General features: G+C 65.0%; 10 protein-coding genes. 9 read left to right on the top strand and 1 reads right to left on the bottom strand.

Translation table 11 applies throughout. From position 1 onward, the window contains the following. Positions 1 to 100 precede the first annotated feature (100 nt). The 7 genes from BMY03_RS16525 (at position 101) to BMY03_RS16495 (ending at position 8127) form a co-directional block, all read left to right on the top strand. Entirely contained in the window at positions 101 to 1318 is a 1218-nt protein-coding gene (locus BMY03_RS16525) for a D-mannose isomerase (protein ID WP_094011689.1), read from the top strand. 115 nt (positions 1319 to 1433) lie between these two features. Beyond that, positions 1434 to 2720, top strand: a complete 1287-nt coding sequence (locus tag BMY03_RS16520; protein WP_094011688.1) for an ABC transporter substrate-binding protein — start codon at positions 1434 to 1436, stop codon at positions 2718 to 2720. Between the two features lie 141 nt (positions 2721 to 2861). After that, positions 2862 to 3770 carry a carbohydrate ABC transporter permease gene (locus BMY03_RS16515; protein ID WP_023630395.1) on the top strand — a complete coding sequence of 303 codons (909 nt, stop codon included), beginning with the start codon at positions 2862 to 2864 and terminating at the stop codon, positions 3768 to 3770. After that, positions 3763 to 4608, top strand: coding sequence for a carbohydrate ABC transporter permease (locus BMY03_RS16510; protein ID WP_023630394.1), 846 nt, complete (start codon positions 3763 to 3765; stop codon positions 4606 to 4608). Before BMY03_RS16515 ends, BMY03_RS16510 begins: the two co-directional genes overlap by 8 nt. A 3-nt stretch (positions 4609 to 4611) precedes the next feature. Continuing rightward, a complete protein-coding gene (locus BMY03_RS16505) occupies positions 4612 to 5766 on the top strand; it encodes an ABC transporter ATP-binding protein (RefSeq protein WP_094011687.1) in 1155 nt (384 codons plus the stop codon). Between the two features lie 13 nt (positions 5767 to 5779). Further along, positions 5780 to 7153 (top strand): carbohydrate porin, encoded by a 1374-nt coding sequence (locus BMY03_RS16500; RefSeq protein ID WP_371041597.1) that lies wholly within the window; start codon positions 5780 to 5782, stop codon positions 7151 to 7153. A 119-nt stretch (positions 7154 to 7272) separates the two neighbouring features. Then, positions 7273 to 8127: a D-hexose-6-phosphate mutarotase gene (locus tag BMY03_RS16495; protein WP_094011686.1), complete on the top strand. Its 855-nt coding sequence runs from the start codon at positions 7273 to 7275 to the stop codon at positions 8125 to 8127. On the opposite strand, the gene hexR is transcribed toward BMY03_RS16495, so the two are convergent. Continuing rightward, positions 8120 to 8983, bottom strand: coding sequence for a DNA-binding transcriptional regulator HexR (hexR, locus tag BMY03_RS16490; RefSeq protein WP_172670918.1), 864 nt, complete (start codon positions 8981 to 8983; stop codon positions 8120 to 8122). The two genes, BMY03_RS16495 and hexR, sit on opposite strands and share 8 nt — an antisense overlap. Before the next feature lie 191 nt (positions 8984 to 9174). On the opposite strand from hexR, the gene zwf reads away from it, so the two are divergent. After that, positions 9175 to 10644: a glucose-6-phosphate dehydrogenase gene (zwf, locus tag BMY03_RS16485; protein WP_038706735.1), complete on the top strand. Its 1470-nt coding sequence runs from the start codon at positions 9175 to 9177 to the stop codon at positions 10642 to 10644. Then, a complete protein-coding gene (gene pgl, locus BMY03_RS16480; RefSeq protein WP_094011685.1) occupies positions 10631 to 11344 on the top strand; it encodes a 6-phosphogluconolactonase in 714 nt (237 codons plus the stop codon). Before zwf ends, pgl begins: the two co-directional genes overlap by 14 nt. The last annotated feature ends 11 nt before the right edge of the window (positions 11345 to 11355 follow it).

Genomic DNA, 11355 nt, shown 5'->3' with positions numbered 1-11355 from the left:
CTTCGATGTAACGATGTGGTGACAATCGAGCCGGGCTTCGTGACATGCCAGCCAGGACCGCTGGCTAGAATCGGCTGACAACAACAAGGAAGGTGCACCCATGGCCATCAGCTGGCTTGACTCCCCGACACACCATGCCTGGCTCGACGCCGAGGCCCTGCGCCTGCTCGCCTTCGCCAGGACTTCGCGCCTGCCCCAGGGGTTCGGCAACCTCGATGACGAAGGCCGCCTGCCCCGTTGCGCCCTGGCCGAGACCATGAACACCGCGCGCATGACCCACAGCTTTGCCCTGGCGCATATCCAGGGCGTTCCGGGTTGCCGCGAACTGGTCGGGCATGGTGTCGAGGCCCTGCAAGGCCCGTTGCGCGACAAGGAGCATGACGGTTGGTACGCGCAGCCTGAAGGTCATGGCGACACCGGCAAGGCCGCCTACCTGCACGCCTTCGTCGCCCTCGCCGCCAGCTCGGCGGTGGTGGCGGGCATCAGCCAGGCGTCGGCGTTGCTGGAGGCGGTGACCCAGGTCATCGAGCAGCGCTTCTGGTGCGAAGAGGAGGGCGCCCTGCGCGAGTCGTTCTCCCGCGACTGGCTGCACGCGGAGGCCTACCGGGGCGCCAACAGCAACATGCACGGCGTCGAAGCCTTCCTCTCCCTGGCCGACGTGACCGGCGACACGCAGTGGTTGCTGCGCGCCCAACGGATCGTCGAGCGCTTGATCCTGACCCGCGCCGCTGCCGACGGCATGCGCGTCACGGAACATTTCGATGCGCAGTGGCAGGCGCTCCCCGACTACAACCGCGAAAACCCCGTCGATGGCTTCCGTCCTTACGGGACCACGCCCGGCCACGCCTTCGAATGGGCGCGCCTGGTACTGCACCTGGAGGCGGCCCTGCAAAGGGCGCAACTGCCTGCGCCCGAGTCCTTGCTGCCCGCCGCCCGGGGCCTGTTCGACAGCGCCTGTCGCCACGCCTGGCAGGCAGATGGCGCGCCGGGGCTGGTCTACACCCTGGACTGGCACAACCGCCCGGTGGTGCGCGAGCGCCTGCACTGGGTGCATGCCGAGGCCTGTGCCACTGCCGCGGCGCTGTTGCGACGTACCGGTGAAGCCCAGTACGAACACTGGTACCGCTGCTTCTGGGACTTCATCGCCAGTCACTTCATCGACTGCGCCCACGGCAGCTGGCACCACGAACTCGACCCGGCGCTGCTGCCCAGTGCGCGCATCTGGGGCGGCAAGCCCGACCTCTACCACGCCTACCAGGCCTTGCTGCTGCCACGCCTGCCGCTGGCGCCGAGCCTGGCCACGGCGCTGGCTTTGTAACCAGACGATGACATTCGCGCATCCGTTCGTTACCTGGCGCCGGGCGCGACCTCCCTACACTCCATGCCATGCAAGCGACAGTCTTGCCTCGCATAACAACAAGAAAGGTAATCCCATGCATCCGACGCTTCGTCTCGCCGCCGCGATCTCCTTCGCCTCCCTGTTCTCCCTCAGTGCCCAGGCCGCCGACTCCAAAGGCAGCGTGGAAGTCGTCCATTGGTGGACCTCCGGCGGCGAGAAGGCCGCAGTCGACGTGCTCAAGGCGCAGGTCGAGAAGGACGGCTTCACCTGGAAGGACGGCGCCGTGGCTGGCGGCGGTGGCGCCACCGCCATGACCGTGCTCAAGAGCCGCGCCGTGGCTGGCAACCCGCCCGGGGTCGCGCAGATCAAGGGCCCGGATATTCAGGATTGGGCCGCCACCGGGTTGCTTGATCCCGACGTGCTAAAGGACGTGGCCAAGGACGAGAAGTGGGACGGCCTGCTCGACAAGAAAGTCGCCGACACCGTCAAGTACGACGGCGACTACGTGGCCGTGCCGGTGAACATCCACCGCATCAACTGGCTGTGGATCAATCCGGAAGTGTTCAAGAAGGCCGGTATCGACAAGGCCCCGACCACCCTTGAGGAGTTCTACGCCGCCGGTGACAAACTCAAGGCCGCCGGCTTCATCCCGCTGGCTCATGGTGGCCAACCCTGGCAGGACAGCACCGTATTCGAGAGCGTGGTGCTCTCGGTGATGGGCGTCGAGGGCTACAAGAAGGCCCTGGTCGAGCTGGATGAAAAGGCCCTGACCGGCCCCGAGATGGTCAAGGCGCTCACCGAGCTCAAGAAGGTCGCCACCTACATGGACCCGGACGGCAAGGGCCAGGACTGGAACCTTGAAGCGGCCAAGGTCATCAACGGCAAGGCCGGCATGCAGATCATGGGCGACTGGGCCAAGAGCGAATGGACCCTGGCGAAGAAGACCGCCGGCAAGGACTACCAGTGCGTGGCCTTCCCGGGCACCGACAAGGCCTTCCTCTACAACATCGACTCGCTGGTGGTATTCAAGCAGAAGGACAAGGGTACCGCTGCAGGCCAGCAGGACATCGCCCGCAAGGTCCTGGGCGAGGACTTCCAGAAGGTCTTCAGCATCAACAAGGGCTCGATCCCGGTGCGTAACGACATGCTCGCCGACATGGGCAAGTACGGCTTCGACAGCTGTGCCCAGACGGCGGCCAAGGACTTCCTGGCCGACGCCAAGTCCGGCGGCCTGCAACCGAGCATGGCGCACAACATGGCCACCACCCTGGCGGTACAAGGGGCATTCTTCGATGTGGTGACCAACTACATCAACGATCCCAAGGCCGATCCGGCCGACGCGGCGAAGAAGCTGGCCGCAGCCGTCAACGCCGCCAAGTAAGGATCTGACGGCCCTATCGCCGGCAAGCCGCGGCGGCGAACCGCGGCTCCCACAGGTACAGCGGAGCACACCTGTACCTGTGGGAGCTGGCTTGCCAGCGATGAGGCCCGCGCAGGCAATCTCGCATCGGGAACCCAGATCATGACTACAGCAACCGCCCGCCTGCGGGCCTCACCCCTGGACGCGCTGCAGCGTTGGCTGCCGAAACTGGTGCTGGCGCCAAGCATGTTCATCGTCCTGGTGGGCTTCTACGGCTACATCCTGTGGACCTTCGTCCTCTCGTTCACCACCTCGACCTTCCTGCCCACCTACAAGTGGGCAGGCCTGGCGCAGTACGCCCGGCTGTTCGACAACGACCGCTGGTGGGTGGCGAGCAAGAACCTGCTGCTGTTCGGCGGGTTGTTCATCGGCATCACCCTGGCCATCGGCGTGTTCCTTGCCGTGCTGCTCGACCAGCGCATCCGCCGCGAAGGCTTCATCCGCACCATCTACCTGTACCCCATGGCGCTGTCGATGATCGTCACCGGTACCGCCTGGAAGTGGCTGCTCAACCCCGGCATGGGCCTGGACAAGCTGCTGCGTGACTGGGGCTGGGAAGGCTTTCGCCTGGACTGGCTGATCGACCCCGACCGGGTGGTCTATTGCCTGGTGATCGCTGCCGTGTGGCAAGCCTCGGGCTTCATCATGGCGATGTTCCTCGCTGGCCTGCGCGGCGTCGACCAGTCGATCATCCGCGCCGCGCAGCTCGATGGCGCCAGCCTGCCGCGCATCTACTGGACCGTGGTTCTGCCCAGCCTGCGCCCGGTGTTCTTCAGTTCGCTGATGATCCTCGCGCACATCGCGATCAAGAGCTTCGACCTGGTGGCGGCGATGACTGCGGGCGGGCCGGGCTACTCCTCGGACCTGCCAGCGATGTTCATGTACTCGTTCACCTTCAGCCGTGGGCAGATGGGCATGGGCTCGGCCAGCGCCATCCTCATGCTGGGCGCGATCCTGGCGATCATCGTCCCCTACCTGTACTCCGAACTACGGGGCAAACGCCATGACTAGTCCTGTCGACAAACCCGCGCTGAACCTCAGCCGCATCGCCATCCATGCGGTGCTGCTGCTGGCGGTGCTGCTGTACCTGGTGCCGCTGGTGGTCATGCTGCTGACCAGCTTCAAGACCCCCGAGGACATCGGCAGCGGCAACCTGCTGAGCTGGCCGGCGGCGTTCACCGGCATCGGCTGGGCCAAGGCCTGGGCCACGGTCAACGGCTACTTCCTCAACTCGATCCTGATCACCGTGCCGGCGGTGCTGATCTCCACGGCGATCGGCGCGCTCAACGGCTATGTGCTGTCGATGTGGCGCTTCCGTGGCTCGCAGCTGTTCTTCGGCCTGCTGCTGTTCGGCTGCTTCCTGCCGTTCCAGACCGTGCTGCTGCCGGCCTCGTTCACCCTCGGCAAGCTGGGCCTGGCCAGCACCACCAGCGGCCTAGTGCTGGTGCATGTGGTGTACGGCCTGGCCTTCACCACATTGTTCTTCCGCAACTACTACGTGAGCATCCCCGAGGCGCTGGTCAAGGCCGCACGCCTGGACGGCGCCGGGTTCTTCACCATCTTCGGGCGGATCATCCTGCCGATGTCGACGCCGATCATCATGGTCTGCCTGATCTGGCAGTTTACCCAGATCTGGAACGACTTCCTGTTCGGCGTGGTGTTCTCCAGCGGCGACTCGCAACCGATCACCGTGGCCCTGAACAACCTGGTCAATACCAGCACCGGGGCCAAGGAATACAACGTCGACATGGCCGCGGCGATGATCGCCGGGCTGCCGACGCTGCTGGTCTACGTTATTGCGGGCAAGTATTTCGTGCGCGGGCTGACCGCCGGCGCGGTCAAGGGGTAAGTCATGGCAACACTCGAACTTCGCAATGTGCACAAGACCTATGGCGCTGGCCTGCCGGACACGCTCAAGGATATCCAGCTGGCGATCAAGGACGGCGAGTTCCTGATCCTGGTCGGGCCCTCGGGCTGCGGCAAGTCGACGCTGATGAACTGCATCGCCGGCCTGGAAAGCATCAGCGGCGGGGCGATCCTCATCGACGACGAGGATGTCAGCGGCATGAGCCCCAAGGATCGCGACATCGCCATGGTGTTCCAGTCCTACGCGCTGTACCCGACCATGAACGTGCGCGACAACATCGCCTTTGGCCTGAAGATCCGCAAGATGTCCCAGACCGCCATCGACGAGGAGGTGGCGCGGGTCGCCAAGCTGCTGCAGATCGAGCACCTGCTGGGGCGCAAGCCCGGGCAGTTGTCCGGCGGCCAGCAGCAGCGCGTGGCCATGGGCCGGGCGCTGGCGCGGCGGCCGAAGATCTACCTGTTCGACGAACCGCTGTCGAATCTCGACGCCAAGCTGCGGGTAGAGATGCGCACCGAGATCAAGCTGATGCACCAGCGCCTGAAGACCACCACGGTGTATGTCACCCATGACCAGATCGAGGCCATGACCCTGGGCGACAAGGTGGCGGTGATGAAGGACGGCATCATCCAGCAGTTCGGCACCCCGCAGCAGATCTACAACGACCCGGCCAACCTGTTCGTCGCCAGCTTCATCGGCTCGCCGCCGATGAACTTCATCCCTGTGCGCCTGATGAAGCAGGACGGCCGGGTGCTGGCACTGCTCGACAGCGGCCAGGCGCGCTGCGAGCTGCCGCTGGGCGTGGCGGCGGACGAGCTGGAGGGGCGCGAGATCATTCTCGGCGTGCGCCCTGAACAAATCTCGCTGGGCGCTGCGGAGGGCAACGGCATGCCCGCGATCCGCGCCGAAGTACAGGTCACCGAGCCCACTGGCCCGGATCTGCTGGTGTTCGTCACCCTCAACCAGACCAAGGTCTGCTGCCGCCTGGCGCCGGATGTGGCGTGCCGGGTGGGCGACAGCCTCAACCTGCAGTTCGACCCGGCGCGGGTGTTGCTGTTCGACGCCGGCAGCGGCGAGCGCCTCGACCTCGCCGCCAGTGGCACTGCCATCAAGGACAACGTGACTCGCTTCAAAGGCCGTTGAATCGTCTAGAACAATGCATAACAAGAAAAGAGGACGCAAAGGGATGGAACATCGCAATCGCATCAAGACCTTGGGATCGCTCGCCTTGCTGGCGGTGGTCGGCAGCAGCGGGGCCCAGGCCGCCGAGGCTTTCTCGTCGGAATCGAAATGGATGACCGGCGACTGGGGCGGCACCCGCACCGAGCTGCTGGAGAAGGGCTACGACTTCACCCTCGACTACGTTGGCGAAGTGGCCGGCAACCTGCACGGTGGCTACAACGACGACAAGACCGCGCGCTACAGCGACCAGTTCGCCCTGGGCGCGCACCTGGACCTGGAGAAGATCTTCGGCTGGAAGGACACCGAGTTCAAGCTGGCGATCACCGAGCGCAGCGGCCGCAACCTGTCCAACGACCGCATCAGCGACCCGCGTGCCGGGCAGTTCAGCTCGGTGCAGGAGGTCTGGGGGCGCGGCCAGACCTGGCGCCTGACGCAGATGTGGGTCAAGCAGAAGTACTTCGACGGCGCGCTGGACGTGAAATTCGGCCGCTTCGGCGAGGGCGAGGACTTCAACAGCTTCCCCTGCGACTTCCAGAACCTGGCTTTCTGCGGCTCGCAGGTGGGCAACTGGGTGGGCGGCATCTGGTACAACTGGCCGGTCAGCCAGTGGGCGCTGCGGGTCAAGTACAACATCACCCCGGAATTCTTCGTCCAGGTCGGTGCCTACGAGCAGAACCCGTCGAACCTGGAGACCGGCAACGGCTTCAAGCTCAGCGGCAGTGGCACCAAGGGCGCGATCCTGCCGGTGGAGGCGGTGTGGTCGCCGAAGGTCAACGGCCTGCCGGGCGAGTACCGCCTGGGCTACTACTACAGCACTGCCAAGGCCGACGACGTGTACGACGACATCAACGGCAACCCGCAGGCGCTGACCGGCGCGGCGTTCAAGTCGCACTCCAGCAAGCACGGCTGGTGGGTGGTGGCGCAGCAGCAGGTCACCGCCCATGCTGGCGACGTCAACCGCGGCCTGAGCCTGTTCGCCAACTTCACCGTGCATGACAAGGCCACCAACGTGGTCGACAACTACCAGCAGGTCGGCATGGTCTATAAAGGCGCCTTTGACGCCCGGCCCAAGGACGATATCGGCTTTGGCATCGCCCGTATCCACGTCAACGACGATGTGAAAAAGCGCGCCGAGCTGCTCAATGCCCAGTCCGGCATCAATGACTACGACAACCCAGGCTTTGCACCGCTGCAGCGCACCGAATACAACGCCGAGCTCTACTATGGCTTCCATGTCACCAACTGGCTGACCGTGCGCCCGAACCTGCAGTACATCAAGAGCCCGGGCGGCGTGGATGAAGTGGACAACGCGCTGGTCGCGGGATTGAAGATTCAGTCGTCATTCTGAGAAAAATTGTTGTAAATTTACGCCATCCATTTCGGCCTCCCGCTAACCACTGGTCTGCAGTGGTTAACGGGCACAGGCTGAGACAGCGCTATCTCGAACAACAAAAGAGCTTGGAAACCATGCCTGAACATCCGCTACATCGCTTCTTCACCTCGCAACGGCCGAGGCCGACCTTCGAGTGGGAGCGTTACCAGCAGCGCGATGTGCTGATCATCGACCACCCTCGCTGCCAGGCGGTGTTCAGCCGCCAGGGCGGGCAGCTCCTGCACTTTCAACCCGCCGGTGAGAAACCCTGGTTGTGGTGCGCCGAGCAGTGGCCGCAGGTGGGGGCCATCCGTGGTGGCGTGCCGGTGTGCTGGCCCTGGTATGGCCGCCATCCCAGCGAGGACCTGTGGCCGGCCCATGGCTGGGCGCGCCTGCTGGACTGGAAGCTGGTGGACAGCCGCGAGGACGAGGAAGGGGTGACCCTGAAATGGCGCCTGGACCTGTGCGACTGGCAGGTCGACCTGCGTGCCCGGCTCGGGGCGAGCATGGAGTTGAGCCTGAGCACCGAGCACCAGGACAGCGAACCGTGCCAGCTGAGCCATGCGCTGCTGGCCTACTGGCGGATCAGCGACGTGTCGAAGATAGCGCTATCCGGGCTGGAGGACATCGACGGCTACGACCGCCTCAATCGCCAGGCCTGCCGCGAAGATGGCGCGCTGACCCTCAAGGGCGGTTGCCAGCGGGTCTATCCCGGCACTCCGCGGGTGCAGCTGCAGGACCCGGCTTGGCAGCGCGAACTGTGCATCGATACCGGCGACAGTGACGACACCGTGGTCTGGCACCCTGGCAATCGGCCCTTGATGGGCGTGAGCGGGCGGGAGTGCCAAGGCTTCGTCTGCGTGGAGGCGGCCAGCGGCAGTGACGAGGGCCTGAGCCTGGCGCCGGGCGAGCGGGCGCACCTGCGTTTGCAGGCGCACCGGCTCAGTTGAGGTCGTCGTCCTCGATCGGGTAGCGGCTGGCATTGAGGCTTTCCTTGATCTTGCGCAGGTGTGGCTGGAAGTCCACGCCGCGGCGCAAGGTCATGCCGGTGGCGAGCACGTCGAGCACGGTGAGCTGGATGATCCGCGAGGTCATCGGCATGTAGATGTCGGTGTCTTCCGGCAGCGGGATATGCAGGCTCAGGCTGCAAGCCTGGGCAAGGGGCGAGCCGGCGGCGGTGAGGCCGAGCACCGAGGCGCCGTTTTCCCGCGCCAGGCGCGCCACTTCGACCAGTTCGCGGGTGCGCCCGGTGTAGGAAATGATCACGAACAGGTCGCCGGTGTGGGCCACCGAAGCCAGCATGCGCTGCATCAGCACATCGGCGTGGGCCGACACGGCGAGGTTGAAACGGAAGAACTTGTGCTGCGCATCGAGGGCCACCGGGGCCGAGGCGCCGAGGCCGAAGAAGTGGATCTGCCGGGCCTGGATCATCATGTCCACGGCGCGGCTGACCTGCTGCGGGTCGAGCGCCTGGCAGGCGCTGTCGAGCGAGGCAATGGCACTGCCGAAGATCTTCTGGGTGTAGGCGGCCGGATCGTCGTCGGCCTCCACCGCACGGCTGACATAGGCGGCGCCGCTGGCCAGGCTCTGCGCCAGTTGCAGCTTGAGTTCGGGGTAGCCGCTGACGCCGAACGAGCGGCAGAAGCGGTTGACCGTCGGTTCGCTGACACTGGCTGCCTGGGCCAGGGCGGCGATGCTGAAGCGGGTGGCTTGTTGCGGGTTGAGCAGGATGACTTCGGCGACCTTGCGTTCGGCCTTGTTCAACTCGTCGAGGCGGCCCTGGATCTGTTCCAGGAGGTTTCGCACGCGGTCCATGGTGTGTCCTTGGGTCGGGAAGCAGGCTTTTTTCGCTGGTGTGTATCCTACTGTCGGTAAGATTGTCACACCACTTGTCTGTAATGGCTGTATTGAATGTTGTGGTTTTTACTACATTAACCCTTGAAAAGCAGGGTTGAAACCGGTATTCCTAGTCCAACATTTATAAAAGAACCAACATCATGGCCGCGATCAGTGTCGAACCCTGCACCTTCGCCCTCTTTGGCGCCCTAGGCGACCTGGCATTGCGCAAGCTGTTCCCCGCGCTCTACCAGCTCGACCGCGCCGACCTCCTGCACCCCGACACCCGCCTGCTGGCCCTGGCCCGCGAGCCGGGCAGTGTGCAGGAGCACATGAACAACATCGAAGCCCATCTGCGCCGCCACGTGCCGGAGGCCGAGATCGATGCCGCTTCCCTGGGGCGCTTCCTCGCGCGCTTGAATTACCTGCACCTGGACTTCGTCGAGCCCGAGGGCTACCAGGCCTTGGCCGAACAGGCACCGAGCGGGCAGCCGCTTATCGCCTACTTCGCCACGGCGGCGGCGGTCTACGGCGCGATCTGCGAGAACCTCGACAAGGCCGGCCTGGCATCGCGTACCCGGGTGGTGCTGGAAAAGCCCATCGGCCACGACCTGGAGTCGTCGCGCCGGGTCAACGACGCCGTGGCGCGGTTCTTCCCCGAGAGCCGGGTCTACCGTATCGACCACTACCTGGGCAAGGAGACGGTGCAGAACCTGATCGCCCTGCGCTTCGCCAACAGCCTGTTCGAAACCCAGTGGAACCAGAATTCCATCTCCCATGTGGAGATCACCGTCGCCGAGAAAGTCGGCATCGAGGGCCGCTGGGGCTACTTCGACAAGGCCGGCCAGCTGCGCGACATGATCCAGAACCACCTGTTGCAGCTGCTCTGCCTGATCGCCATGGACCCGCCCAGCGATCTCTCGGCCGACAGCATCCGCGACGAGAAGGTCAAGGTGCTCAAGGCCCTGGCACCGATCACCGGAGAAGGGCTGAGCACCCATGTGGTGCGTGGCCAGTACATCGCCGGTTTCAGTGACGGCAAGCCGGTGCCGGGTTACCTCGAAGAGGACAACGCCAACGCCCAGAGCGACACCGAGACCTTCGTCGCCCTGCGCGCCGATATCCGCAACTGGCGCTGGTCGGGCGTGCCGTTCTACCTGCGCACCGGCAAGCGCATGCCGCAGAAGCTGTCGCAGATCGTCATCCACTTCAAGGAAACCCCGCACTACATCTTCGCCCCGGAACAGCGTTTGCAAATCGGCAACAAGCTGATCATTCGCCTGCAGCCGGACGAGGGTATTTCGCTGCGGGTGATGACCAAGGAACAGGGCCTGGACAAGGGCATGCAACTGCGCAGCGGCCCGCTGCAGCTGAATTTCTCCGACACCTGGCGCAGCGCGCGGATCCCGGACGCCTACGAGCGGTTGCTGCTGGAAGTGATGCGCGGCAACCAGAACCTGTTCGTGCGCAAGGACGAGATCGAATACGCCTGGAAATGGTGCGACCAGCTGATCGCTGGCTGGAAGCACACCGGCGACGCGCCCAAGCCCTATGCGGCCGGTTCCTGGGGGCCGATGAGCTCGATTGCATTGATTACACGTGATGGGAGGGCCTGGTATGGCGATATCTGAACTGCAACTGCCGGCGACCGTGAAGGTTCATCAGCTGGCCGATCCGAAAACCCTGGCGGCGACCCAGGCCCATGATGTGGCTGAACGCCTGCGCCAGGCGATCACCAGCAAGGGGCAGGCCTGCCTGGTGCTGTCTGGCGGCCGTAGCCCGGTGCCGTTTCTCGAGAAGCTGGCCGGCGAGGCGCTGGACTGGACCCGGGTCACCGTGAGCCTGGCCGACGAGCGCTGGGTGCCGGTGGCGCACGACGACAGCAACGCCGGCCTGCTGGCTCGCCACCTGTTCAAGGGACCGGCGGCCAAGGCTCGCTTTATCGGGCTCTACCAGCCCGCAGCGACCCTCGAAGCCGCTGCCGAGCAGGCCGACCAGGTGCTGGCCGACCTGCCGCCGATCGATGTGCTGGTGCTGGGCATGGGCGACGATGGTCATACGGCCTCGCTGTTCCCGGCCAGCCCCAACCTGCGCCAGGGCCTGGCCAAGGTCGGTGAGCGCCGCTGCCTGCCGATGCTGGCACCCAGCGTGCCACACCAGCGCCTGAGCATGACCCGCGCACTGCTGGCCACTGCCGGCCTGACCCTGTTGTCGGTGCAGGGCGCGGCCAAGCTAGCCACCCTGCGCACCGCGCTGGCGGCCGAAGACCCAACCGAAATGCCGATTCGCGCCTTTCTTCACGACCCCCTGGACATCTACTGGTGCCCATGAGCCAAGGATCC

It is taken from the genome of Pseudomonas soli, from assembly GCF_900110655.1.
In the GTDB taxonomy this organism is placed as follows: domain Bacteria; phylum Pseudomonadota; class Gammaproteobacteria; order Pseudomonadales; family Pseudomonadaceae; genus Aquipseudomonas; species Aquipseudomonas soli.
The sequence above is the reverse complement of the archived record's forward strand: the minus strand, read 5'-3'. Positions and strand labels throughout refer to the sequence as shown.

Excerpts from the sequence above, each read along its gene's own strand:
- BMY03_RS16525 (WP_094011689.1), top strand. The coding sequence starts at position 101 with ATGGCCATCAGCTGGCTTGACTCCCCGACACACCATGCCTGGCTCGAC.
- BMY03_RS16520 (WP_094011688.1), top strand. The coding sequence starts at position 1,434 with ATGCATCCGACGCTTCGTCTCGCCGCCGCGATCTCCTTCGCCTCCCTG.
- BMY03_RS16515 (WP_023630395.1), top strand. The coding sequence starts at position 2,862 with ATGACTACAGCAACCGCCCGCCTGCGGGCCTCACCCCTGGACGCGCTG.
- BMY03_RS16510 (WP_023630394.1), top strand. The coding sequence starts at position 3,763 with ATGACTAGTCCTGTCGACAAACCCGCGCTGAACCTCAGCCGCATCGCC.
- BMY03_RS16505 (WP_094011687.1), top strand. The coding sequence starts at position 4,612 with ATGGCAACACTCGAACTTCGCAATGTGCACAAGACCTATGGCGCTGGC.
- BMY03_RS16500 (WP_371041597.1), top strand. The coding sequence starts at position 5,780 with ATGCATAACAAGAAAAGAGGACGCAAAGGGATGGAACATCGCAATCGC.
- BMY03_RS16495 (WP_094011686.1), top strand. The coding sequence starts at position 7,273 with ATGCCTGAACATCCGCTACATCGCTTCTTCACCTCGCAACGGCCGAGG.
- zwf (WP_038706735.1), top strand. The coding sequence starts at position 9,175 with ATGGCCGCGATCAGTGTCGAACCCTGCACCTTCGCCCTCTTTGGCGCC.
- pgl (WP_094011685.1), top strand. The coding sequence starts at position 10,631 with ATGGCGATATCTGAACTGCAACTGCCGGCGACCGTGAAGGTTCATCAG.